Origin of the sequence: Deinococcus metallilatus (assembly GCF_004758605.1) — a bacterium.
GTDB lineage: Bacteria > Deinococcota > Deinococci > Deinococcales > Deinococcaceae > Deinococcus > Deinococcus metallilatus.
Genome location: NZ_CP038512.1, coordinates 2084873 through 2109927, shown reverse-complemented (window position 1 = coordinate 2109927; position 25055 = coordinate 2084873). Strand labels below are relative to the sequence as shown.

The following is a 25055-nucleotide window of genomic DNA, read 5'->3' as shown; positions in this document are numbered from 1 at the left end:
CAACTCGCAGGATGGCCCTGGGTGCATCTCTGATGCTGGTCCTCGCGGCTGGCGGCGCGAATGCCCAGTCTTCAGCGGACCAGCCCACGCGGGGCGGGCGGCTGACCGTCTCGGTGAGTGCCGAGCCGCCGATGCTCGATCCCACCAGCAGCACCTCCGCCGAGATCAGCCGCCTTCTGTACGACAACGTGCTCCAAGGCCTCGTCAAGCTGGGGCCGGACGGGAAGATTGAACCTTCCCTCGCCTCGCGCTATCAGGTGTCGGCGGACGGCAAGACGTACACTTTCACCCTGCGTCCGGGCGTCAAGTTCCACGACGGCAGCGCCTTCGGGACCGACGACGTGGTGGCGGCCCTCAAACGGGCGATGGACCCCAAGTCGGGCCACACCCACCCCGAGTACTACGCCGATATGGCGAGCGTGGCGGCGAGCGGCCCGAACACGGTCGTGATCAAGCTCGCGCGCCCCAATGCCGACTTTCTCTTCAACCTCGCCCGCGCCGACTCGGTGATCATGCCCGCCGGGAAGACCGACGCCATGAAGTCGGCGCCCATCGGCACCGGCCCCTTCAAGTTCGTGTCGTGGCAACGCGGCAGCGCCATCACGCTGGAGCGCAATCCGGCGTACTACAACAAGGCGCTGCCGTACCTCGACGCGGTCACCTTCCGCTTCATTTCCGACCCCAACGCGCAACTCGCCGCGCTGCGTTCCGGGGATATTGACGTGATCGGCTACGGGCTGGCCCCCGAAAATGCCCTGAGCCTCAAGCAGGGGGGCGATTTCAACGTGATCGTGGGGAACTCGACGAACAAGGTCACGGTCAGCATGAACAATGGCCGCGCGCCGTTCAACGACATCCGGGTACGCAAGGCCGTGCAGTACGCCGTCGACAAGAACGCGATCCTGCAAGGCGTGATGCTCGGAAACGGCACCGTGATCGGGACGCACCGCACCCCCGTCGAGAGTTGCTATTACGATCTCGCGGGGCTGTACAAGCCCAATCCGCGGCTCAGCCGCTCCCTCTTGCAGCAGGCCGGGTACACCGCCCAGAAGCCCCTCAAGATCACACTGACGCTGCCTTCCCAGTACGACTACGCGGTGCGGACCGGGCAGGCGGTGGCGGCGCAGCTCAACAAGGTGGGCATCCAGACCGAGATCAAGCTGGTCGACTTCAGCACCTGGCTCAAGCAGGTGTTCCAGGGCGGCGACTACGACATGAGCGTGATTGGCCACGCCGAACCCAACGACATCGGGATCTACGCCAACAAGAGCTATTACTTCCACTACGACAGCCCCCAGTTCCGGCAGCAGTTCGACAGCTACCTGCGCAGCACCAACCGCAGCGCCGCCTGCCTCACCATGCGCGCCCTGCAAAAGCGTCTGGCGGACGACGCGGTGAATGTCTGGGTTCAGGAGTTGCCGTACATGGCAGCCATGAAAAACCGGGTCGTGGGCTGGTGGACCGACCAGCCCCTGCCGAGCCTGAACGTGACCCAGGTCTACCTGCGTAAGTAAGGGCCTATCTGGGAAACAAACGAGGTTTTTTCTCCTCCCCCCTTGCGGGGGAGGCCGGGAGGGGGGTGGCAGGCGCAGCCTGCCCTACATGCATGGAAGCCAGGTTGTCTCCGTCCGCCACAGACCCTTTCCGAACAGGCTCTAGGCCGTGCTGAATTACGTGCTCCAGCGGCTCCTCGGCGCGGCGCTGACCCTCTTGATCGCCGCCGCCCTGGTGTTCGGCATCCTGCTGACCATCCCCGGCGATCCGGCGCAGACGGTGCTGGGCCTCGACGCCGCACCCGAGGCACTCGCGCGGCTGCGTCATCAACTGGGGCTGGATCAGCCGCCGCTCACGCGCTTCGCGGAGTGGCTTTCCGGGGCGCTGCACGGCGACCTGCGGCAGTCGATCCGCTACGACGCGCCGGTGGGCGAACTGCTGGGGCAACGCCTGGGCGTCAGCCTGCCGCTGATCGGGCTGACGCTGCTGTTCTCCAGTCTCCTCGCGCTGTGGCTGGGGGGCGCGGCGGCCCGCGCGGCGGCGCGGCCAACGGGGCGCGGACGCGACACCCTGATCACGACGCTCGCGGTGCTGGTCTCCGCCCTGCCGAGCTTCTGGGTGGGGCTGATGCTGATGCTCGCCTTCGCGGTGTGGCTGCGCTGGCTGCCCTCGGGCGGCTTTCCCGGCTGGCAGGACCCGGGCCGGGCGCTGCTGGCGCTGACCTTGCCGGTGCTCACCCTGACGCTCACGCGGGTGGCGGTGCTCGCGCGTATGGTGCGGGCGAGCTTGCTCGACGCGCTGGGTCAGGATTATGTCCGCACGGCGCGTGCCAAGGGCGTCCCGGAGCGGCGGGTCCTCTACCGCCACGCCCTCCGCAACGCCCTGATTCCCATCGTCACTGTTCTCGGCGTGCAGTTCGCCGAACTGCTGACCGCCTCGGTGATTGTCGAGGTCGTGTTCTCGCTTCCGGGGTTCGGCACGCTGGTGCTGACCGCGATTGAAGCCCGCGATTACCCGATGGTGCAGGGCATCGTGCTGGTGCTCTCGGCGCTGGTGATCCTGGCGAACCTGCTTGTCGACCTTTCCTACGCGGCGCTCGACCCGCGGGTCAGCTATGGCTGAGTCGGCGGCGGGGCGGGGCACTCCGTCCGCGTGGCGGATACCCCTGAACCGCTGGCCCCCCGCCCTGCGGCTGGGCGGCGCTCTGGTGGGCCTGGTCGTGCTGATGGCCCTCCTCAGCCTGGTGTGGCTGCCCGCCGATCCCAACGCCCAGGATCTGCTGGGGCGCCTGCAACCGCCCAACGCGGCGCACCTGCTGGGGACCGACCAGTACGGGCGCGACCTGCTCGCCCGCATCCTGGTCGGCGCGCGGGCCTCGCTGCTGGTCGGGGCGGTGGCGGTGGGGATCGGGCTGGGGGCGGGGCTGGCACTGGGCCTCCTCGCCGGGTTTTTCGGGGGGCGCACCGACCGGATCATCATGCTGCTGCTGGAGGCGCTCTACTCCCTCCCCGCGCTGCTGCTCGCCATGCTGCTGGTGACCGCGTGGGGACCGGGTCTGGTGAGCGCCATGACGGCGGTCGGCATCGCCGCCATCCCGGCGTTTACCCGCGTGGCGCGGGCGAGCGTGTTGCAGGTGCGGGCTATGCCTTACGTCGAGGCGGCGACGGCGCTGGGTGCCCGCCCGCGGCGGGTGATGCTGCGCCACATCCTGCCCAACATCCTGGGGCCGCTGATCGTGCAGGCGAGCCTCACGATGGGCGCCGCCGTGCTGATCGAGGCCAGCCTCTCGTACCTGGGCCTCGGCATCCAGCCCCCCACGGCGAGCTGGGGCCGGATGTTGCGCGAGTCGCAGAGCTTCATGGTCCTTTCGCCCTATGCCACCGTCTTTCCCGGCCTCGCGGTGGCGGCGGTGGTGCTGGGTTTCAACCTGCTTGGGGACGGCCTGCGCGACCTGCTGGGGAAGAGGAGCGGATGAACACCTACCGGATCGCCGTGATTCCCGGTGACGGCATCGGGCCGGAAGTGGTGGCCGAGGGGCTGCGGGTGCTGCGCGCGGTGGGCGGTGCGGACGCGGGCTTTTCGCTCGAACTCGAAGAATTGCCCTGGGGCAGCGCCTATTACGACCGCCACGGGCGGATGATGCCCGGGGACGCCATTCCCACCCTGCGGACCTTTGACAGCATCTACTTCGGTGCGGTGGGTCGCCCCGATCTGCCCGACGACCTGACGGTCTGGGGGTTGATCCTGCCTATGCGCCGGGAACTCGACCTGTACGTCAACTTGCGCCCGGTCAGGCTTTATCCGGGCGTCCCCACGCCGCTGCGGCCCGAAGTCGGTGAACCCCACTTCACCTTCGTCCGCGAGAACACCGAGGGCGAGTACGCGGGCCTGGGGGGGCGGCAGGGGCAGGGGGAATACGAGCTGGCGGTGCAGACCGGGGTGTTCACGCGCCGGGGCATTCAGCGGGTGGTCGAGTACGCCTTCTCGCTCGCCGCGCCGGGTAGCCTGGTCACCAGCGTCACCAAGTCGAATGCCCTGCGGCACGCCTTTCCCCTCTGGGACGAGGTCGCCGCCGAGGTCGCGGCCCGGCATCCGGACGTGCGTTTCGAGAAGATGCATGTCGACGCCGTGGCGTATCAGCTCGTCAAGAACCCGGCGCGCTTCGGGGTGCTGGTGGGTTCCAACCTCTTTGGCGACATCCTGACCGACCTCGGCGCGGGCTTGCAGGGCAGCCTGGGCCTCGCGGCGAGCGCGAACCTGTGCCCCGGCCAGCGGCTCGCCCTGTTCGAACCCGTCCACGGCTCGGCCCCCGACATCGCCGGGCAGGGGAAGGCCAATCCGCTCGGCGCGGTGGCCTGCGCGGCCCTGATGCTCGCGCACCTCGGCGAACGGGAGGCCGCCGGGCGCATCGAGCGGGCGATGGAGGACGTCACCCGCCAGCAGGTCTTTACGCCCGATCTCGGGGGGTCTTGCAGCACACACGAAGTCGGGGACGCGCTGCTCGCGGCGCTGGAGCGTGAACCCAGCCAGGCCAGGTGAAGCCAGAGGTGAAAGGAGCGACTGGATGGACTACAGCAACATGTTTCGGCTGGACGGCAAGGTAGCGCTCTTGGTGGGGGGAGCGAGCGGCATCGGTGAGGCAAGTGCGCAAGCCCTCGCGGCCAATGGGGCGCACGTCGTCGTGGCGGACCTCGACGGTGAGGGGGCGGAGCGCGTCGCGAACGCGATCACCACTCAGGGGGGCAGCGCCGAAAGCCGCACACTCGACCTCACCGACGCGGCGGCGGTCGAGGCGGCGGTCAACGAGATCGCGCGGCAGCACGGCCACCTCGACATCGGGGTGAGCAGCCCCAGCATCAATGTCCGTAAGCCCCTGCTGGACTACACCCAGGAGGAGTTCGAGCGGGTGCTGCGGGTCAATCTGGGGGGCACCTTCCACCTGCTGCAAAGCGCGGGCCGTGTCATGGCGCGTCAGGGGCGCGGCAGCCTGCTGGCCTTTTCGAGCGTGCGCTCCCAGGTGGTCGAGCCGGGGCAGAGCGTATACGCCGCGACCAAAGCCGGGACCCTCCAGATGCTGCGCGGCCTGGCGAGCGAGCTTGGCCCCAGGGGAGTGCGGGCCAACGCCATCGCGCCGGGCGTCATCGACACGCCGCTCACCGCGCCGATCCGCAAAAACGAGGCGTGGTACGACGCCTACGCGCAAAAGAGCGTCTTCGGCCGCTGGGGCAAGCCCGAAGAACTCGCCGGAGCGGTGGTCTTCCTCGCTTCCGACGCTGCCTCCTACATCACGGGCACGATCCTGTATGTCGACGGCGGCTGGACGGCCATCGACGGGCGCTTCACACCGCCACTGTGATCCTGCTCTCGTAGCCCCGTTCACCCGTCATCCACCTGGGCCACCCGGCCCACTTCCAAAGGAGGGACTGTATGACCATGCTGCGCGCGCTGTTGCCAGCCCTGCTTCTCTCGGGCACCCTGGCGGCCTCCGCACCGGGCCAGCCGGGGCCGCTCAACGCGATCACCGACGTTCCGGGGGTCAAGGTCGGGCAGTATGAGGACCCGGCCATCCTGAGCGGCACCACCGTCGTCCTGGTCGAGCAGGGCGCGGTCGGCGGCGTGGACGTGCGCGGGAGCGCGCCGGGGACCCGCGAAACCGACCTGCTCAATCCCATGAACCTCGTCGAGAAGGTGCAGGCCATCATGCTTTCGGGGGGCAGCGCCTACGGCCTTGCCGCCGCGGACGGCGTGATGCGCTTTCTGGAGGAAAAGGGGCTGGGGTATCCCGTCGGGGAAGGCCGGGTGGTGCCCATCGTGCCCGCCGCGATTCTGTTCGACCTGGGGCGCGGCGGCGACTGGAAAAAGCGCCCCACCGCCGACTTCGGGTACCGCGCCGCGCAGGCGGCCAAAGATGGACCCGTCGCCCAGGGCAATGTGGGCGCGGGCACGGGCGCTTACGCGGGGGCCGTCAAGGGCGGCGTGGGCACCGCCAGCATCGTGCTCGACGGGGGTGTGGTGGTGGGGGCCATCGTGGCGGTCAATCCTGCCGGGAGCGTCTTTGACCCCCAGACGGGTGACCTGTATGGCCGCTCGTTCGGCATCGGCAAGGAATTCGGCAACCTCAAGGCTCCGACGGGCGTCCTTCCGGCCTCGGGCCTCAACACCTACGTCCTCAACGCGCAGGTCGGCCAGAACACCACCATCGGCGTCATCGCCACCAATGCCAGACTCACCAAGGCGCAGGCCCAGAAGATCGCCCAGATGACCCAGGACGGCCTGGCCCGCGCGATCCGGCCAGTCCACACGATGTTCGACGGCGACACGGTCTTTGCCCTCGGGACCGGCGAGGTGGAGGTCAAGGACGTGGGTCAGCTCAGCGCCATCGGGGCCGCCGCCGCCGATGTCATGACGCGGGCCATCGTCCACGCCATCCTCAACGCCAAGACCGTCGGTTCCCAGCAGAGCTACTGCGACAAATTCCCGACGGCCTGCCGTTAGTGGATTGGTCGGAAGATTTCCTTTGGAGAAGAAGCCAGTCGCCAGTTGCCAGAAAGAAAACGGGAAACCCGCTCTCTTGAGGACAAAGGCTCCAGGCTGCGCTTGCACCGCGCCAGCGACTCAGCAGCGGCGCAAGTGGAAGGGGTGGAAGGAAAGCGCCGCACCAGAGCTACTTCCCAGACGCTACTGGGTCTGTCTTGCCATTTGACAAGCCGGGACCCGGTCTTCATCCTGAAGGCCCGTCGGTTAAGGTGGCGCCCGTGAGGGATCAACCGGAGCGTCTGTCGGCTCACCACCCAGGCGCCGCTCCGGTCCTCTCCTGCCACACGCCGCACCCGGTGCCCCTGATGCAGACCACCCTCCACGACCTGCTGGCCCTCCCCGCCTTCGCGGAGATCGAGGTCGCGTGCGGCAGGGCGCAGCTCGGCCAGCCGGTGACGTGGGTGCATATCTCCGAACTCCCCGACGCGGCGCGGTTTTTGACGGGGGGCGAGCTGCTGCTCAGCACGGGCCTGCCGCTCCTCACGATGACGGAGAGCGCCCAGGAGACGTACCTGCACTCCCTCGCCCAGGGGGGGGCGGTGGGGCTGCTGCTGGAACTCGTGCGGAACGTTCAGGAGGTGCCTCCCGCCCTGCTGGCCGCGGCCCGGCAGCTCGACTGTCCGCTGCTCGTCGCCCGCCGTGAGGTCAGCTTCGAGCAGCTCACGAAGGCCGCGCACGCCCGCATCCTGGCCCCCGTCACGGCCCCCGCCGAGCCGTCCCTGGAGCCGCTCTGGCTGGCGCTGGCCGAAACGGGGCGGGGGGCCGACTTCGTCACGGCCCATCTGGGGCCGCTGCTCTCGCTGCCGCTCCGGCCCCGCGCAACGCTGCTCTCGACCCTCGACACCCTCCTGACCGTCAATTTCAATGTGGCCGAAGCGGCCCGGCGGCTCGGCGTGCGGCGCCAGACCGTGTACTACCGCATGGAGCAACTCCGGGTCATGCTGGGGGAACTGGAAGATGCCCGGAGGCAACTCGGGCTGCGCCTGGCGCTCGAACTGCTGCGGACCACGGAGACTTCCGCCCCGCCGTGATCCCCGGCCTTATCAAAGGTGCGGCCAGTTTTGCCTCCTCTTGCGCCGGGGTACCCGAAAATGGTGTGTAAGGCGCAAGAAGCCCCTTTCCCCTTGCGGGGGACTCGCAGAGCTGCTTGCAGAGGGGTCGGGGACTCGTCGAGCTGCGGAGCAGAGGGGGGTGGACGGCAACGCCATCCCAGCTCTGGAAAAGAAGGTTATGACTCCTGACTCCGCCTGGACACTCTGTCTCTTGGCAGGGCTGCCCCCGGAACCTACCATCAGGTCGTCCCTCATCCCCCTTCGCCCCACCCAGGAGGCGCCCTATGCCGGAACCCAGGCCCGACACCCAGCAGGTCATCGCCGAGAACCGCGAATACACCCTCTTCTCGTGGAGTGTGCAGCAGCAGACCCACCCGATCCACATGACGGGCGGGCGGGGCAGTTACTTCTACGACGGGGACGGGAACACCTGGCTCGACTTCTCCTCGCAGCTCATCAACCTCAACGTGGGGCACCAGCATCCCAAAGTGCTGGAGGCGATCAAGGCCCAGGTGGACAGCATGTGCTTCGCCGGGCCGAGCTTTGCCACCGATGTGCGCGCAGAGTTGGGCAAGAAACTCGCGGAAGTCACGGGCCTCGCCAAGAGCTTTTTCACCCTGGGCGGCAGCGAGGCCAACGAGAACGCCATCAAGATAGCCAAGCTCTACACGGGGCGCGACAAGATCATCACCCGCTACCGCTCCTACCACGGCGCGACCATGGGCAGTATGAGCGCCTCGGGCGATCCCCGGCGCTGGCCGGTGGAGCCGGGCATTCCCGGGATCGTGCGGGTATTCGACCCCTACATGTACCGCCCGCCGATGGGCGGCAGCGCTTCAGAGTGGGAGGACGGCTGCATCACCCACATCGAGGAGGTGATCCAGCTCGAAGGCCCGCACACCATCGCGGCGATGTTGGTGGAGGGGATCACCGGCAGCAACGGCGTGCTGATCCCGCCGGACAGTTATTACCCCCGGCTGCGTGCGCTGCTCGACAAGTACGACATCCTGCTCATCGACGACGAGGTGATGAGCGGCTTCGGGCGCACCGGCAAATGGCTCGCCACCCAGCACTACGGCATCGTGCCGGACATCGTGACCTGCGCCAAGGGCCTCACGAGCGGTTACATGCCGCTCGGCGCCGTCGTCGTGAACCAGAAGATCGCGGACTACTTCGAGAACCACTTTCTGGCAGGTGGCCTGACCTACAGCGGTCACCCGGTGTCCCTGGCCGCCGCCATCGCCAACCTGAAGGTATACGAGGAGGAACACCTCTTCGAGCACACCCTGGAGCTGGGGAACTACCTGGGCGAACGCCTGGAGGCCATGAAGCGCAAGTACGCCTGTGTGGGTGACGTGCGCTCCATCGGGCTTTTCAGCGTGCTGGAGCTGGTGAGGGACAAGAAGACCAAGGAGCCGCTCGCTCCCTACAACGGTACCTCGCCGGAGATGGCGAAGCTCGCCGCCCACATCAAGTCCAAACACGTCTACGCCTTCAGCCGCTTCAACATGCTCTGGGTCTGCCCACCTCTCGTTATTACAAAGGAGGAGTTGGACGCCGGACTCGCCGTCTACGAGGAGGCGCTGGCTCTGGTGGACGAGATGATCGGGGCGCCGGTGGCGGCGGATTGAATGCGCCCTTACTCCTCCCCCCTTGCGGGGGAGGTTGGGAGGGGGGTGGCAAGCGGAGCTTGCCCTAAAAACGGGGTTCAAGAGCCTTCTCAGTGGCCTTCCGACGCCCGGCCTACTCACCCCCACCCGGCCTCCCCCCTCAAGGGGGAGGAGCAAAAATGCCAGTGCCAAAGCACTTTTCGCCCTCACCCCGGAGGTTCCCCCATGACCAGTACCGCTGAAAAGCCCGCCGTCCAGACCCTCACCCACTGGCTCTCCGGTGGCCCCGCCGAGGGGACCTCCGGGCGCACCGCTCCCGTCTACAACCCGGCCACCGGGGAGGTGCAGGCGCTCGTGCCGCTGGCCAGCCGTGCCGAGGTGGACCGGGCGGTCGAGCTTGCCACGGTCGCCGCGAAGACGTGGCGGGCCGCGCCTCTGGGCAAACGGGCCGAGGTCCTCTTCCGCTTCCGCGACCTGCTCGACCGCAACCGCGAGGAACTGGCCCGCATCCTCACCCGCGAGCACGGCAAAGTTCGTGCCGACGCGCTGGGGGAAATTGCCCGTGGGATCGAGAATGTCGAGTATGCCTGCGGGGTGCCGAACCTCCTCAAGGGCGGCTACTCCGAACAGGTGAGCAGCGGGGTGGACGTGTACTCCATCCAGCAGCCGCTCGGGGTGGTGGCGGGCATCACGCCCTTCAACTTCCCGGCGATGGTGCCCCTCTGGATGCTGGCGAACGCCCTCGCCTGCGGCAACGCCTTCATCCTCAAACCCAGCGAGAAGGACCCCAGCGCGAGCCTCTTCCTGGCGGAGCTGCTCAAGGAGGCGGGGCTGCCGGACGGCGTATTCAGCGTCGTTCACGGGGACAAGGAGGCGGTGGACGCCCTGCTGGAGCACCCCGGGATCGCCGCCGTGAGCTTCGTGGGGAGCACGCCCATCGCCCGCAGCATCTACCAGAAGGGCACCGCGCACGGCAAACGGGTGCAGGCCCTCGGCGGGGCGAAGAACCACATGCTCGTCCTTCCCGACGCCGACGTGGGCATGGCCGCCGACGCCGCCGTCTCCGCCGCCTACGGCTCGGCAGGCGAGCGGTGCATGGCGATCAGCGTCCTTGTGGCGGTCGGTGAGGTGGGGGACGCCCTCGTCTCGGCCATTCAGGAACGTCTGCCCGCCCTCAAGGTCGGCCCCGGGGACGAACCCGGCAACGAGATGGGGCCGCTGATCACCCGCGAGCACCGCGACCGGGTGGCGGGGTACATCGAGCGCGCGCGGCAGCAGGGCGCGGCGGTGGTGGTGGATGGGCGCGAACAGCCGTTCGACGGGGACGGCTTCTTCCTGGGCGTCTCGCTCCTCGACCGGGTGACGCCCGAGATGGACGCCTATCAGGACGAGATTTTCGGCCCGGTGCTGTGCGTGGTGCGCGCGAACAGCTACGACGAGGGCCTGAGCCTGATCAACGAGAACCCGTATGGCAACGGCACCGCCATCTTCACCCGGGACGGCGGGGCGGCGCGGCGCTTCCAGTTCGAGGTCGAGGTGGGGATGGTGGGGATCAACGTGCCCATCCCGGTGCCGGTGGCGTACTACTCCTTCGGCGGCTGGAAGGCGAGCCTCTTCGGGGACAGCCACATGTACGGGCCGGAGGGGATCAAGTTCTACACCCGCGCCAAGGTGGTCACCTCGCGTTGGCCGGACCCGGCGAGCAGCCGGGTGGACCTGGGCTTCCCGCAAAACAGGTAGGTGAGGGCAGGAGTTCGCGCTGCCAGAACCGGTTCGGCGGTTCTGGCACCTTCACTCGGGTAGGCTGCTCAGTCGTGATGGATACGGACTCCGAAAGGTTGACTTGTAAACCTGGAAATCTGACCGAAGGGCCTTGCAAAGCTGCGAAGCAGAGAAAGTACGGGTCGTGGCTGCGGGGAGGTGATGGAATGAAGGGATGCCCGAGTGTCCGGCCTGCCACCGCAGCCAGACAGTCAAGAATGGGAAGGCGAAAAATGGCACCCGCACGTACTGATGCCGGGTGTGGTCGTCGTTTCCATCCAGACGCCAAACCCGTAGCGCAGTGAAGTGACCCGGAAGCAAATTCTCGATGCCTTCCGCGAGCGGATGAGCCTGCGCGGTGTCCGGCGCGCCCTTGGGGGTCACCGGCAGACGGTCATCCGGTGGATCAAAAAGGGGAAGTCGCCGCCGTCAAGGGAGCGAAGCGGCGGAGCTGAAGGCCGTACATCCCGCCGAGGTCCTCGCGCCAGGCGAGGACGGGCGCCCCGGAGGCGTCCACCACGACCGACGGTGAGCGCGCGTCGTGCGCGGGGTCCAGGTTGACCGGCCCGTAGGTCTGCCATGCCCGGCCAGTCCAGCGGGCCAGACGAACCTGGCCCACCCCGCCCCGCTCCTCGATCCAGGCGATCACGGGCTGGCCGCCCTGGTCGAGGGCGAGCGACGGCGCCGAGGCGAAGCCCGTACTGATGGCCCCGCCGAGGGCTTCCCAGCGCGAGCCTGTCCAGCGGGAGGCGAACAGGGTGTCGCGGCCTCCACGGTCTTCCAGCCAGGCCACCGTCGGCTGGCCGTCCCTGTTCAGGGCCAGGTGCGGGGAGGCGACGTAGCTTTGAGGATGGCGGCTGAAGGGTTGACCCAGCGGCGTCCAGTGACCGCCCGACTGCTGTTTCACCACCACCTGACCGGCCTCGATGGGGCCTTTGACCCAGGCGGCGGTGGCTTCTCCCTGGCCGTTCAGGGCCAGGGCGGGTTGCCGGACGTACCCGGTGCCTTCGTTGAGGGGCGGGCTGCGGAGCCACTCGCCGTCCTGCCAGCGGCGCAGCGTGAGCACGGTGCCGACGCCTTCGCGCACGTTTTCGCCCCACAGCAGCATGGGTGTGCCCTGCCAGGCCGCGAGGGCCCGCATCTTGGCGGCCTGCGGTGAACTGATCCCCAGATACCGGGTCTTCCAGTCGGTCCAGGCCCCGCCCTGCCAGGCTCGGAAGACGACGACATCGTTGTCTCCGTAATTCTCGTTCCATGCCAGGATGGGGGTGCCCCCGGCGTCGAGTGCCAGATTGAGGTTCGCTGCGGGGCGCGGCTGGTCATAGTTGAGGATGCCGCCCATCGGCGTCCAGGTCCCCGCCGCCCACTGCCAGGCGCTGACGGCGCGCGCCATGAAGGTCCCCCGGCCGCTGCTGGCTTCACGGGTGTCGGTGATGATGGCCAGCGTGAGCTGACCACGCGAATCTGCCGCGAGTTGCAGGTCCCGGACCGGTGTGGCCCACGGCAAGGTCGGTGGGGCAACCGTCTGAACGCCGCCCGTTCCGCTGGCGACGGCAGGGTTGAGAACGGTCGTCAGGAGCAGCGTAAGAAGCAATGGACGCGACATCGTACCTTCCTTGTCCGGGTAAGGGGAAAGCAGCGGAGGGAGAAAAACGATCCCATTGTGGGGTGCCGCAGGCGAGCCAGCAATGCATGAGGCAGATGAAACCCCCCGGCATCATCGAAAATATGGATAGTCCGGCCGCCTGAGGTTCACGTTGCCTGCCATGTCCGTCGGCCTGCTCCTCGTCGACTTGCCAGAACCCACTGGAGCGCCCAGCTCCCCGGCGCGCCAGCGAGCCCGGTTCCTGAACTTCAACGCCTTCCCTGGCAGCGGCTAACAGGCTTGCCCGTCAACCGACGGGTCCGGCTGGGGGTGAGCCTGCCCTTCGGGAAGCTGGAGCAATCGCGCCAGGGGTCCCACCTGGGCCCTCACGGCGTCCGGGGTCAGCACCAGTTGACTGAACGCGGTCACCAGTGGATGGCAGGCCCCCGCATCCGTCGTCACCAGGCCCGTGGAACGCCACAGCGGTGTGGGCAGGGACTCGGTCCGCAAGCCCCGCGGGAGGGGCGTCACGACCAGGCGGCTGAGGACGGTGAAGCCCTGCCCTTCGGCCACCATTCCCAGGGCCACGCCAGCGTCGCTGAGCCGAACCGACGCGGCAGGGGGTCGGGAGTGCCTCGCAATGTGCGCCGCCACGTATGGAGCGCAGTCTTCCTCGCAGACGATGAAGCGGGCGGCATGGAAGTCGTCCCAGGTGCGCAGCGGTGGCGCGGACGCCGCGTTCACGATGAGGTATTCATCACCGACAACCGGCGTGGTCACGAGCCCGGAGGGCATGGGGAGGCGTCCCAGACCGAGGTGGACCTTGCCGCTGGCCACCAGATCGGCAACCTCGTCGTGTTCCCCCCGCGTATCGGTCAGGACCACCTCCACCTGCGGGTAATGCGCGGCAAAGGGACGCAGCGCGGGCGTCACCACGTGGCGGAGGATGCTGCGGCTGGCCGCCAGGCGGAGCGTTCCGCTCAACTGACCGTGGGCTGTGAGCTGCATGGCCTGCACGGCCAGGGCGGCGTGACGGGCATGGACCATCACGGCCTGACCGGCCGGGGTGAGCCGCGCGCCGTGGCGCCCCCGCTCAAAGATGACGATACCCAGGGCGTCCTCCGCCTGCCGGACCGCGTAACTGAGGGTGGATTGGGCGAGGCCCAGCCGCGCCGCCGCCTCACTGAAACTTCCGGTTTCAGCCACCGCCAGCACCGCCGTCAAGGGCGTGCGCAGGAGGGGTGACGGTTCGTGCGGCCAGGGCGAGGTGGAACCCATGCGGCATTCTATGGCGAAATTCGATGGAAGCGCCCCAGAACGTCAGGGAATCGCTGAATGCGAAGATGGGTTTTCAGAATCGTGCGTGGACAGGAAACCCCACGTCATCCGAGTCTGACGGCGCCCGGGCACCGCACCATCCGCCAGTTCCTTCCAGCTTCTGAAGGCGCCAGCATCAGTGAACGCCGGTCATCGCCGCCAGGATGGAGGCGGTGTCCGTCACGGTACGCGGGAGTTAGGTTCCCCCGGCCCTGTCTGGCACTCGGATGACCGAGCTGAAGGGACAGCCCCGGTGGCAGCCAGCGGAAAACCTGTTCCATTGACCGCATCGATACGGCATTCCGTTCGGAACGGGAATCCGCATTGCCGCGAATTTCGTGTCACGGAATACTCCCTGAACATGACGAGTGATCACCGCGCCAGGGCAAGCGGCCTTCCGTTCCAGTGGCTCCACGTGCATAGGCCGCGGCGCAGGGCCTCGGGGCCCCACCCCCGGGAATCTGGGCGGCAGCGACACCGAGGGGACGTGCGAGCCAATCACCGCACTCCGCCCGCACCGACGGAGGAGTGCCAGAGGAGGAAGAAAACGACATGATGTTGCTCCAGGACAAAGTGGCGATTATCTACGGCGCGGGGGGAGCCGTCGGCGGCGCTGTGGCTCAGGCGTTCACCCGGCACGGCGCGCAGGTGTACCTCACCGGCCGCACCCTGGCGGCCGTGCAGGCGACGGCGACCAGGCTCCAGCACACCGGCCGGGTGGCCGACGCGGCGTGTGTCGACGCGACCGATGCCGCTCAGGTGCAGTCGTACCTGGACCGGATCATCGCCCGAACGGGCCGCCTGGACATCTCGTTTCACGCGGTCGGCCTGGAGGACGTGCAGGGCGCACCGTTGCTGGAGATGTCGCTGGCCGACGTGGCGCGCCCGGTCGAGCGAGCCGTGAAGACCCAGTTCATCACGGCCACGTCGGCCGCACGGCAGATGGTGCAGGCGGGCTCGGGTGTGATCCTGGGCATCACGGCGGAGGTCCCCGGAACGAACACGGGCGGCTTCGGCATCGCCTGCGCCGCCACCGAACTGCTGTTCAAGCAGCTGGCCCTCGAAGTCGGGCGTCATGGGGTGAGGGCGCTCTGCCTGCGGTCGTCGGGTTCACCTGACGCCCCGGGCGTGGATGAGGTGTTCGAGCAGCACGCCAGGCTGCGGGGGCTCACCCGCGCGGCATTCGAGGCGCAGCTTGGACAGGGGCTCGCGCTGAAGCGCCTTCCGAAGCTGGCCGAGATCGGTGACGCCGCCGTGCTCGCCGCGTCGGACCTCGCCAGCGCGATGACGGTGTCCAGTCTCAACGTGACCTGCGGGAGCGCCTGTCCATGAGGCGATGGTTTGGCCCGCGTCGAACCCGGCCAGCGCATCTGCCGGGCCGCATCTCACGACCCTGGGAGGATCATGATGAAAACGAAAACAGTCCGGTCCTTTGACGGAACCCTGATCACATACGAGTGTTCGGGGGAGGGAGCACCGGTGGTCCTCATCGGCGGGGCCCTGAACGACCGGTCGAGTCAGCGTGGGATCGCCACGCGCCTCGCCCCAAACTTCAGCGTCGTCTGCTACGACCGGCGGCACCGGGGAGAGAGCGGGGACGCGGCGGGAGGGCCTGGCGGGGCCGAGGAGCGCGTCGAGCGCGAAATAGAAGATCTGCGGGCCCTCGTGCAGGACATCGGTGGCTCAGCGTCCCTGTTCGGCTTTTCGTCCGGGGCCGCCCTGGCGCTGCGGGCGGCAGCGGAGTTGCCTGTCGATCACCTGGCGCTGTGGGAAGCGCCCTATCAGCAGGACCCCGGCGCGCCGGAGCGTCAGCGGGTCTACAGCGAGCGGCTGGAGGCCCTGGTGGCTGCTGGCCGGAAGGGTGACGCCGCGCAGCACTTCATGCTGCTGACCGGCACCCCGGCCGAACAGATCGCCCAGTTCCGCTCCGCCCCGTGGTGGCCCAGGGTGGAGGCCCTGGCGCCCTCACTGGTCTACGACGCGGCAGTGATGGGGGATGGTCGCGTGCCGACCGAACTGGCGGCGCGCGTGCCAGCCAAGACGCTCGTCCTGGCCGGGGGCGGGTCCAGCCCCTGGATGCGGGAGTCGGCCGAGGCTCTGGCGGCGGCGCTGCCCGACGCCTACTTGGAAATCCTAGAGGGGCAGAACCACAACGTTGATCCTGCGGTGATCGCCCCGAAACTGGTGCAATTTTTCAGTCAGTAAGCCTTGAGGGTGTCGTCCGCAGCTCAATCAGGGCGGCTGCACGCTGCGGGGGCACGTGCCTCATTCCATGCCGCGCAGCCTTTAGTATGCCGAGGAAAGCTTTTGTCGGCTCCCGTCTCGCTCCCGCGACTGGCCCGTTCTCTGACGTGGTCCAGAGCGGCAAACTCGTCTCTCTGTCCGGTCGGGTGGGTCAGGACCCCGCCAGCGCCACCCTCGTGCAGGGAGGAGCCCCGGAACAGGCCCGGCAGATTTTCAGGAATATTCGCCTCCGCCTGAAGGAGATCGGGCTGGACCTCGGCTCTTCGTTCCCACGGGAGGGGCGTTCCGGCGCCCCGGTGGTCGGGCCTCGCCGCCGGGTACAGTGACGACCTCGGCAGCGCGGCCCCACCGGGCGAGCACGGCGGCCACTGCTAGCACGCCGCACTCGACAGCGATAGGACTTATGGATGTCCAAATCGCATTCCATTCTCCCGACCCGGCTGAAGCGGCCGATGAGCAGCGAAAGGAGCACAGATGCGCAAAGTGATCGTGACCGAGTTCCTGACCCTCGACGGGGTGTACGAGGATTCCACCCCGTGGCAGCGGGGCTACGAGAGCCCGGAGATCGGCCAGTTCAAGCGCGAGGAGCTCTTCAAGAGTGGCGGCCTCCTGCTGGGCCGCGTGACCTACGAGGGCTTCGCCCAGTACTGGCCGAACGCCACCGAAACCGGGGCATTCGGTGAGCGGATGAACAGCCTGCCGAAGTTCGTGGCCACCACCACGCTCAAGGACCTCTCCTGGAATGCCACCGCCCTCGAAGGAGACGTCGTCGAGGCAGTCAGGACGCTGAAAGAAGGGGACGGCCCGTACCTCCTCGTGTACGGCAGCGGCACCTTCGTCCAGACGCTGCTGCGCCACGGCCTCGTGGACGAGCTCCGCCTGATGGTCTACCCCCTCGTCCTCGGGAGCGGCAAACGCCTCTTCTCCGGCGGTGACCGACTGCCGATGAAGCTGGCGTCCACCAGGGACCTGGGCTCAGGGGTCCTGCTGTTGACCTATGTGCCCGAGACGCACGGTTGATCCGGATGTAAAGCGGGGGCCATGGGCCAGCCTCAACCACGCTGTCGGACCCTGGAACGTGTAACCCAGGCTGAGCATGAGTGACGATTCACACCACTGCCGCCTTTGTCCCTTGCGCTCAGCCCCAGCCTGGCCTAATGGGGAGACAAGTGAATCACGTCAGAAGCAGGAGACAGATGAACAATTGGCATTCCGCAGTCTGCGAAACCAATGGAATTAACATTCACTACACCAGAACCGGGGGCAACAAACCGCCCTTGATCCTCCTGCACGGCTTAATGACAAACGGGCTGTGCTGGACGGGCTTGGCGCGCACCCTGGCCACCGATTATGACGTCATCATGCCGGATGCCCGGGGACATGGCGAGTCGAGTGCGCCTGCCTATGGATACCGTTATGAAGACCATGCCAATGACCTTTCCGGCCTGATCAAAGTCCTAGGGTTGTCCCCGCCAGTGCTCCTCGGACATTCCATGGGAGGGATGACGGCGGGGCTGGTGGCTCAGCGTCAGCCAGGCCTCCTGCGGGGCTTGATCCTGGCTGATCCCTCTTTTCTAAGCTCGGCGGTTCAGCGAGAAGTGCGTGACAGTGATGTGGCGGATCAGCATCGGCAAATACTCAAAAAGACATTTGAGTACGTTGTGGCGGACGCACGCCGCAGGCATCCCAAGCGGGCAGAGGAAACCCTTGAACTCTTCTCCCGGGCACGCCTGCAAACCCGCATGAGTGCGTTCGATGTGCTAACGCCACCGAACCCGGACTTCAGACCTCTGGTGCGGGACATCCAGTTGCCCACCTTGCTCGTCGTCGCTGAAAAAGGCGTCATTTCCGCCACTGTGGCAGAAGAATTGCAAGGTCTTAATCCTCGCCTTCAGGTTGAACAAGTCCCTGAAGCTGGTCACGCGCTTCACATTGATCAGCCGGAACGCTTCTCTGCCATCGTCAGGCGCTTTCTCAATTCGCTTTTACCGGCTCAGAAGTGGAACGCTCTCGACCCCGCCTGATGGACGCGAGCACGCCGTCATCCAGGAACGGCCGACCTGTTCCTGGGCGACGCCAGGGATACAGCGCCAGCGTGACCTGTCACGTCGACGGCGGATCTGCTGGCCGTCACAGGTAAACGGTTCCGTGGATTGCGGTGAACGTGTGACCACCTACCCAGACGCCTCCGTGCGAGTCGCGTTCCAGGTAGACCCGGCCCTGGCGCCCCAACGCCGTCCCCTGAGAAGCGACATATCGGGCGGGTGCCAGTTCGGCCTCCATGAGCCACTGGGCGAGGCTGGCATTCAGGCTCCCGGTCACCGGGTCCTCATACGGAACGGCCGTTCCCTGCGAAATGAACGCCCGAACCTCGAATTGCGCCTCGCTTCCCGCCGGATAGGGAGCGATCACGCCGAGTTCCAGGTCGTTCATCTGGCTGAAGTCAGGGTTCAAGGCCTTCACCTGAGCGGCGGAACGCAGCATCACGGCAACCCACCCGGGCCCGTTGTCCACCCATTGATGCGCGACCACGTCGGTGGCCGGGATTCGCAGGACCCTGACGATGTCGTTCAGGAGCGGCGCGTCCAGCGGACCGGTGCGTCGACGGGGCGGGGCCGCGAAAGCCAGGCGTCCGTCCCCTGGCCCCCGCCTGATTTCGATGAGGCCCGCTTGGCATTCCTGCACGACCATTCCTTCGGCCCTCGGCTGTCCACCCGCTTCCAACCAGGCCTGACAGGAACCCAGCGTGGGGTGCCCCGCGAACGGCAGCTCACGCACAGGCGTGAAAATACGCACGCGATAATCGGCCGCTTCCGTCGTCGCAGGCAGCAGAAACGTCGTCTCGCTGAGATTGGTCCACCGGGCGAACCGCTGCATGGCGGCCGTGGTCAGCCCCGCACCATCGATGACGGTGGCCAGGGGGTTTCCGGTGCAGGGGGCCGAGCCGAAGACGTCCAGTTGCGTGAAGCGGCGCGCGTTCACGGTGCGCCCAGGGACGGGCGTGCAGCCCGAATCCGGGGTGAAACCGGCGTGCCAGAGTGCCCCTGGGCGCCCCATGAATCATGCAGCCCCGGGGGTACCTGGGACAGGCCGATGGAACTCACCGCTCGCGCCTGCCGTGCGCTTCCCTGGCCAGAGGGGCGGTCATCGGACGGTGGTTGAACGCAGGCGCACAATGTCGAAGGAGCGGTCATACAGCAGTGTCGCCCGGGACGCCAGCGGACACAACGCCAGGTGCTGAACTGCCGACAGGCCTGTATTGAAGACGTCGATACGGCTGCTCGCGGGGGCCCGGACGCTCTACGCGGCCCCGCGTTGGGCGAGGGCACCCCGGGACGATCCCTTTCAGAATGTGAGGCCGCGCCAGGACAAGGGCCGCGTCTGGGACAGGCGCCAACCCTACCCGGAAGGGAACGTGGGACAGCTCCTCGCCTCAGGCGGAGGGGTGCGGACGTTGCTGGAGGACGTCCATCACAGTGGACGGGTGGGCCAGCCCCTCACGGGTCACCCTGCACGCCGCATGATGGGCGCGTGGCGAATCCTCCAGAGTCCTCCACAGCTTCCCGCGCGTTTCTGCCCGTCCTTGCCCTCGTGGGGTGTGGCGCGTTTCTGAATGTCTACACCACCCAGGCCCTGCTGCCCGAGCTTTCGCGGGAATTCGCCGCATCGAGCGTTGTCACGTCCGTCACGGTCAGCGCCACCACCCTCGCTATGGCCCTCTGTGCCCCGCTGGTGGGCCTCCTGGCGGACGCCACCGGGCGCAAACGCCTGATGGTGGGCGCCCTGCTGTTGCTCGCCTTGCCGTGCCTGCTGATCGCCCGCACCGACTCCCTGGGGCACCTGATCCTCTGGCGCTTCATGCAGGGCCTTCTGATTCCCGGGGTGATGGTCGTCACGACGGCGTACGTGGCGGAGGAACTCCCCGCCCCCCGCGTTCCGGCGGCGCTCGCGCTGTACATCACCGGCACGGTCGTCGGGGGGTTCGGCGGACGGTTCATCAGCGGCCTGGTCGCCCAGGCGTACGGCTGGCGTGAGGCGTTCCATGTGATTGCCGTATCCAACGTCCTGATCGCGCTGGTGGCCTGGGTGGTTCTCCCGCGTGCGAAGAACTTTGTTCCCCAGAGCGCCGTGCAGGCCCTGCCCACCCTGACCGGCCACCTGCGGAATCCGGCCCTGCTGGCCGCCTGCGCGGTGGGGTTCGCCCTGCTGTTTGCGCTGGTGGCCGCCTTCACGTATGTGAACTACCACTTGGCGGCCGCCCCCTACCGGCTCACCTCCGCGGCCCTCGGGGCGGTGTTCACCGTGTACCTGCTGGGCGTGATCGTCACCCCACCCTCCGGGCGCCTGGTCGCCCGCTTCGGGTACCGGCGCGTGCTGCTGGGGGCACTGGCGCTGTCCGCGCTGGGCTTCGCGGCCACGCTCGCCGCGCCGCTGCCGCTGATCATCCTGGGCCTGGCGGTCGGTTCGAGCGGCATTTTTATCGCTCAGGCCACCACCACCGGGTACGTCGCGGCGAGCGTCAGGTCTGGGCGCTCGCTCGCGTCCGGCCTGTACAACCTCGCGTACTACGCGGGGGGTGCCCTCGGCGCGGTTCTGGTCGGTCTGGCGTATGCCGCGTCCGGCTGGCCAGCCGTCGTCGCCTCGGTGCTCGCGACCCTCGCCTTGGCCGCCGCCATCGCCGCCTTCGCCTGGGAAAAGCGGGCAGAAGCGTAACGTTCCAGAGAACTCCTGCACCCGCGACAGCCCCGCAGCTCTCCCGCGTGGGCCTGACTCCCGCTTGAATTCAGCACTCTTACATGTAACACTCACCGTGTTTCACATCAGAGTTATCGCCGGGGGCCTCACGCCTCGCCGGAAGGGAGGTTGGTTGGCCGTGCTTCAACCTGTCGCCAGTGACCGCGTCGTCGACGTGGTGCGGGAACGGCTGCGCGCGGCCATCCTGGCCGGGGAGCTGGCACCGGGGACCCGCCTGAGTGTGCCGGAACTCGCCCGCCATCTCCAGGTCAGCCGCTCGCCCGTGCGCGAGGCCGTGCTGCTGCTGGTGGGGGAAGGCCTGGCGGTCGAGCATTCCCGCCGGGGCGCGGAAGTGGCGCGGCTGGACCTGGGTGACCTGCTGGAGCTGTACGAACTGCGCGCGGCCCTGGAAAGCCTGGCCGCGGGCCTGGCCGCCGGGCGGATGACCGCCCCCGACCTCGCCGCCCTCCGGGGCGTGCTGGACGCGCAGGGGGCGGCGGCGCTGGGAGAGGCGGGCCGGTTCCGCGAGCTGGACGCCCGGTTTCACCAGATCATCGTCCAGACCTGCGGGAACGCCCGGCTGGCCCGGCACGCCGAACTGCTCGCGCGGGAGATGCGTCTGGCGGGGCCGCTGCTGCTCAATACTCCCGCGCACCTGCGCCGCAGCCACGAGGAACACCGCACCATCGAGCGCGCCCTGCGGCAACGGGACGGCCCCGCCGCCGAGGCCGCCATGCGCGCCCACCTGACCCGCGTCGCGCAGGCCGTCCGTGCCCAACCAACCAGGCCCTGATTCCCCAAGGAGAACCCATGCGTAAGACCCTGACCCTCGGCCTCGCCCTCGCTCTCTCCGCCCTGTCCGCCGCGCACGCGCAGGGCACCATCAAGATCGGCGCGATCACCTCCGTCACCGGCCGCTTTGCCGAGTTCGGCAAGATGCAGCTCGCCGGGTTCAAGGTCGGCGTGGACGAGGTGAACCGCAAGGGCGGCGTCCTCGGGCGCAAAATCGAGCTGGTCATCGAGGACAACGCCAGCGACGTGAACAAGGGCCTGGCCGCCGCCGAGCGCCTGGTGAACGCGGGCGTGCCGCTGGTGCTGAACGAATACTCGTCGAGTCTGGTGAAGGCGCAGGCGCAGTACCTCGCCCGCCAGAAGGTCCCGGCACTGGTCTTCAGCTCCAGCGGCGACGACATCACCAAGCCCGGCAACGACTACATCTTCCGCCTGAACCAGCCCGCCACCGAGTACGCCCGCGCGATCCTCAACATCTTCCGCGCCAACAAGTTCAAGAACATGGCGATCATCGCGGGAACGGGCGCCTTCGAGAAGAGCGTCGCGGACGCCGCGCAGGACATCGCCAAGGAGTACGGCATCGCCGTGGTCGAGGACCAGCGCTACGACAAGGGCCTGACCGACTTCCGCCCTGTCCTGAACCGCATCAAGGCCAAGAACCCCGACGGCATCCTGATGGTGTCCTATGCCGAAGACAGCGTGGCCCTGATGCGCCAGGCGCGCGAGGTGGGCGTGAAGCCCCGCCTGTTCGCGGGGGGCGCGGCGGGCTTCGCGCTGCCCGACTTCGTGAAGGATGCGGGAACGGCCGCCGAGAACGTCGTGACGGCCACCGCCTGGATTCCGCAACTGCGCTACCCCGGCACCCAGAAACTCAATGTCGAGCTGAAAAAGGCGCTGGGCGGGCAGGACCCCAGCTACCACGCCGCGCAGGCCTACGCCGCCGTGCTGGCCGCCGCCGAGGCGATCCGCCGCGCGGACAGCACCGACCGGGAGAAGGTGAAGGCAGCCCTGGGCAGCCTCAACATGCAGACCGCCTTCGGCCCGATCCAGTTCAAGGACTACAGCGGCTTCCGCAACCAGAACCCGCTGACCATGGTCGCGCAGCAGGTCCAGAACGGGGCCTTCGTGCCCGTCTACCCCGCGAGCGTCGTGCCCCGCCCCATCAAGTTCGAGCGTTGAGCCGCCGGAGGCCCCATGTTCAGATTCACACCGTCCAGCCTCACACCGTCCAAATCCACACCGTCCAGCCCCAGGCAGTCCCGTTCGCGGCGTGGCCGCACCCTCGCCGCCCTCGCGTTGCTGGCGACCGGCTCGCTGGCCCTGGCCGACACCATCCAGGTGGGCGCCATCACCAGTCTCTCTGGCCGCTTCGCCACCTTTGGGCGGATGCAGCAGGCGGGCTTCCGCGTGGCGCTCGACGAGATCAATGCGCGCGGCGGCGTCAACGGCAACCGCCTCGAACTGCTGCTGGAGGACGACGCCAGCGACACCAACAAGGCCCTGAATGCCGCCGAGCGGCTGGTGAACCGGAAGGTGCCGGTGGTGATCGGCGCCTATTCCAGCGGAATCACCAAGCCCCTGTCGCAGTACCTCGCGCGGGTCAAGGTGCCGCTGATCGTGGCGACCGCCATCGACGAGACGATCACCAAGCCCGGCAACCCCTACACCTTCCGCGTCAACAACCAGTCCTCGGTCTACACGCGCAGCCTGATTGACCAGCTCAGGAAGCTGGGCGGCATGAAGACGGCGGTGATCCTCACCAGCAACGACGCCTTCGGCAAGAGCGTGCTGAACGACGCGGCCAGCCTGCTTCCCCGCGCGGGCTTTACGGTGCTCGCCCAGGACACCTACGACAAGGGCCTGACCGACTTCCGGCCCCTGCTGAACCGCTACCGGGGCCAGAACCCCGACGTGGTGATCCTCGCCAGCTACGAGGAGGACGCCGTGGCGCTCACCAAGCAGGTGAAGGAGGTGGGACTCTCGCCCAAGGTGATCGCCGGGATCGCCACCGGTTTCGCCCTCCCCGACTTCCTGAAAGGCGCGGGGACCGCCGCCGAGAACTACCTCGTCACGATGGTCTGGAACCCCGACGTGCAGTATCCCGGGGCGCGCAGCCTCTACACCCGCCTCAAAAAGGCGCTGAACGGCGAGGAACCCTCCCAGCACGCCGCGCAGAGCTACGCCGCCATGCTCGCCGCTGCCGACGCCATCCAGCGGGGCGGCACCGACCCCGAAAAGGTCCGCGCGGCCCTCATGCAGACCCGCCTCAGCACCGCCTTCGGCCCCGTCAACTTCCGCACCTATGGCGGCTACCAGAACCAGAACAGCGTCGTGGGCCTGATCACGCAGGTCCAGAACGGCCAGTTCGTGACGGTCGGCCCGGCGACGGCGGCACGGGGCAAGATCGTCTTTCCGAGAAAGTAAGTGGGAAGTGGTGAGTAGTCAGTGGAGGGTAATGACAACCTACTTCCCACTCACCACTGACCACTTCCCAAAGGAGCCTTCATGGATCAAGCCGCCGTCACGGCACTCCTTCAAACATTGGTGCAGGGCCTCCTTACCGGGGGGCTGTACGCCCTGATCGGCACGGGCCTGAGTCTGATCTTCGGCGTGATGAACATCATCAACTTCGCGCACGGCGACTTTCTGGCCATCGGCATGTTCATCACGCTGGCGCTCTTTCGCACCTTTCACCTCGACCCCTATCTCAGCCTGCTGGTGGCGGCACCGGCTGGCTTCGCGCTGGGCTTCGTGATCCAGCGCCTGGTGCTCTCGCGGCTGGGGGACCGGCTGAACGAGGGCAGCATCCTCGCCACGCTGGGCCTGGGGCTGATCATCAGCAACACGCTGCTGCTGACCTTCGGGGCGCAGCCGCAGAGCATCAACGTGCCCTACGCGACCAGCACCTTTCAGCTCGGCGGGGTACAGGTCAGCATCCCGCTGCTGATCGCGGGCCTGGGCACGGTGGCGGCCATCGTGGGCCTGAACCTGCTGCTCTACCGCACCGAGCTGGGCCGCGCCATCCGCGCCACCGCGCAAAATCCCCTGGGGGCCGAGTTGCAGGGCGTGAAGACGGGGCACATCCAGGCCATCGTCTTCGGGCTGGGCGTGGCCTTTGCCGCCATCGCGGGCGTGCTGCTGATGCCGCTGCTGTACGCCTTCCCGACGGTGGGCGAGAACTACACCACCAAGGCCTTTATCGTGACCGTGCTGGGAGGCCTCGGCAACCTGCCCGGCGCGGTCGTGGGCGGGCTGGTGCTGGGCGTGATCGAGTCGCTGGGGGCCTTTTACATCAGCAACAACTACCGGGACGCCTACGGCCTGATCGCCTTCCTGCTGGTGCTGCTGCTGCGCCCGGAAGGGCTGTTCGGGAGGACGGTGAAGCGCGTATGATTCCGAAAAAATCGGCGTTTTCCCCGCATTTTTTCC

At 67.7% G+C, this 25055-nt stretch carries 22 protein-coding genes and 1 pseudogene; 20 read left to right on the top strand and 3 right to left on the bottom strand.

Going from position 1 to position 25055, the window contains the following annotated elements:
• Positions 1-32 precede the first annotated feature (32 nt).
• The 10 genes and pseudogenes from E5F05_RS16215 to E5F05_RS16170 all read left to right on the top strand — a co-directional run.
• The gene (locus E5F05_RS16215; RefSeq protein ID WP_129119681.1) at positions 33-1514 is read left to right on the top strand and encodes an ABC transporter substrate-binding protein; all 1482 of its coding nucleotides are present in this window, start codon (positions 33-35) and stop codon (positions 1512-1514) included.
• Between the two features lie 148 nt (positions 1515-1662).
• Positions 1663-2616 (top strand): ABC transporter permease, encoded by a 954-nt coding sequence (locus E5F05_RS16210; RefSeq protein WP_129119680.1) that lies wholly within the window; start codon positions 1663-1665, stop codon positions 2614-2616.
• Positions 2609-3469, top strand: a complete 861-nt coding sequence (locus E5F05_RS16205; RefSeq protein ID WP_129119679.1) for an ABC transporter permease — start codon at positions 2609-2611, stop codon at positions 3467-3469. Before E5F05_RS16210 ends, E5F05_RS16205 begins: the two co-directional genes overlap by 8 nt.
• Positions 3466-4533, top strand: a complete 1068-nt coding sequence (locus tag E5F05_RS16200) for an isocitrate/isopropylmalate dehydrogenase family protein (RefSeq protein WP_129119678.1) — start codon at positions 3466-3468, stop codon at positions 4531-4533. The genes E5F05_RS16205 and E5F05_RS16200 overlap by 4 nt, the downstream gene beginning before the upstream one ends.
• A gap of 25 nt (positions 4534-4558) precedes the next feature.
• On the top strand, positions 4559-5350 hold the full coding sequence (locus E5F05_RS16195) for an SDR family NAD(P)-dependent oxidoreductase (RefSeq protein WP_129119677.1): 792 nt from the start codon (positions 4559-4561) through the stop codon (positions 5348-5350).
• A gap of 71 nt (positions 5351-5421) precedes the next feature.
• Entirely contained in the window at positions 5422-6489 is a 1068-nt protein-coding gene (locus E5F05_RS16190; protein ID WP_241687193.1) for a P1 family peptidase, read from the top strand.
• 260 nt (positions 6490-6749) lie between these two features.
• A complete protein-coding gene (locus tag E5F05_RS16185; RefSeq protein ID WP_241687192.1) occupies positions 6750-7562 on the top strand; it encodes a PucR family transcriptional regulator in 813 nt (270 codons plus the stop codon).
• A gap of 305 nt (positions 7563-7867) precedes the next feature.
• Positions 7868-9214: an aminotransferase class III-fold pyridoxal phosphate-dependent enzyme gene (locus E5F05_RS16180; RefSeq protein ID WP_129119676.1), complete on the top strand. Its 1347-nt coding sequence runs from the start codon at positions 7868-7870 to the stop codon at positions 9212-9214.
• A gap of 204 nt (positions 9215-9418) precedes the next feature.
• The gene (locus E5F05_RS16175; RefSeq protein WP_129119675.1) at positions 9419-10933 is read left to right on the top strand and encodes a CoA-acylating methylmalonate-semialdehyde dehydrogenase; all 1515 of its coding nucleotides are present in this window, start codon (positions 9419-9421) and stop codon (positions 10931-10933) included.
• 196 nt (positions 10934-11129) lie between these two features.
• A pseudogene (locus E5F05_RS16170) lies at positions 11130-11371 on the top strand (helix-turn-helix domain-containing protein); the annotation flags it as partial.
• Here the strand turns inward: E5F05_RS16170 and E5F05_RS16165 are convergent.
• A complete protein-coding gene (locus tag E5F05_RS16165; RefSeq protein WP_129119674.1) occupies positions 11361-12560 on the bottom strand; it encodes a hypothetical protein in 1200 nt (399 codons plus the stop codon). The pseudogene E5F05_RS16170 and the gene E5F05_RS16165 overlap by 11 nt on opposite strands.
• 270 nt (positions 12561-12830) lie before the next feature.
• Positions 12831-13817: a LysR family transcriptional regulator gene (locus E5F05_RS16160; protein ID WP_129119673.1), complete on the bottom strand. Its 987-nt coding sequence runs from the start codon at positions 13815-13817 to the stop codon at positions 12831-12833.
• Positions 13818-14408: 591 nt separating this feature from the next.
• Here E5F05_RS16160 and E5F05_RS16155 point away from each other — a divergent pair.
• The 5 genes from E5F05_RS16155 to E5F05_RS16135 all read left to right on the top strand — a co-directional run bounded on the left by E5F05_RS16155 (position 14409) and on the right by E5F05_RS16135 (position 18124).
• Positions 14409-15188, top strand: a complete 780-nt coding sequence (locus tag E5F05_RS16155; RefSeq protein ID WP_206733024.1) for an SDR family NAD(P)-dependent oxidoreductase — start codon at positions 14409-14411, stop codon at positions 15186-15188.
• A gap of 147 nt (positions 15189-15335) precedes the next feature.
• The gene (locus E5F05_RS16150) at positions 15336-16061 is read left to right on the top strand and encodes an alpha/beta fold hydrolase (protein ID WP_241687191.1); all 726 of its coding nucleotides are present in this window, start codon (positions 15336-15338) and stop codon (positions 16059-16061) included.
• Between the two features lie 86 nt (positions 16062-16147).
• Positions 16148-16426, top strand: coding sequence for a Rid family hydrolase (locus tag E5F05_RS22115; protein WP_129119671.1), 279 nt, complete (start codon positions 16148-16150; stop codon positions 16424-16426).
• 148 nt (positions 16427-16574) lie between these two features.
• Positions 16575-17120 carry a dihydrofolate reductase family protein gene (locus E5F05_RS16140; RefSeq protein ID WP_129119670.1) on the top strand — a complete coding sequence of 182 codons (546 nt, stop codon included), beginning with the start codon at positions 16575-16577 and terminating at the stop codon, positions 17118-17120.
• A 176-nt stretch (positions 17121-17296) separates the two neighbouring features.
• Positions 17297-18124, top strand: coding sequence for an alpha/beta fold hydrolase (locus E5F05_RS16135; protein WP_129119669.1), 828 nt, complete (start codon positions 17297-17299; stop codon positions 18122-18124).
• Between the two features lie 106 nt (positions 18125-18230).
• Here the strand turns inward: E5F05_RS16135 and E5F05_RS16130 are convergent, their stop codons facing one another.
• Positions 18231-19082, bottom strand: a complete 852-nt coding sequence (locus E5F05_RS16130) for a PhzF family phenazine biosynthesis protein (protein ID WP_129119668.1) — start codon at positions 19080-19082, stop codon at positions 18231-18233.
• A 549-nt stretch (positions 19083-19631) separates the two neighbouring features.
• Between E5F05_RS16130 and E5F05_RS16125 the strand changes: the two genes are divergently transcribed.
• The 5 genes from E5F05_RS16125 (at position 19632) to E5F05_RS16105 (ending at position 25019) form a co-directional block, all read left to right on the top strand.
• The gene (locus tag E5F05_RS16125) at positions 19632-20813 is read left to right on the top strand and encodes an MFS transporter (protein ID WP_129119667.1); all 1182 of its coding nucleotides are present in this window, start codon (positions 19632-19634) and stop codon (positions 20811-20813) included.
• Between the two features lie 160 nt (positions 20814-20973).
• On the top strand, positions 20974-21627 hold the full coding sequence (locus E5F05_RS16120; protein ID WP_241687190.1) for a GntR family transcriptional regulator: 654 nt from the start codon (positions 20974-20976) through the stop codon (positions 21625-21627).
• Positions 21628-21644: 17 nt separating this feature from the next.
• Positions 21645-22805: an ABC transporter substrate-binding protein gene (locus E5F05_RS16115; protein WP_129119666.1), complete on the top strand. Its 1161-nt coding sequence runs from the start codon at positions 21645-21647 to the stop codon at positions 22803-22805.
• Between the two features lie 15 nt (positions 22806-22820).
• Positions 22821-24050 (top strand): ABC transporter substrate-binding protein, encoded by a 1230-nt coding sequence (locus E5F05_RS16110; RefSeq protein WP_129119665.1) that lies wholly within the window; start codon positions 22821-22823, stop codon positions 24048-24050.
• A gap of 81 nt (positions 24051-24131) precedes the next feature.
• Positions 24132-25019, top strand: a complete 888-nt coding sequence (locus E5F05_RS16105; RefSeq protein WP_129119664.1) for a branched-chain amino acid ABC transporter permease — start codon at positions 24132-24134, stop codon at positions 25017-25019.
• The last annotated feature ends 36 nt before the right edge of the window (positions 25020-25055 follow it).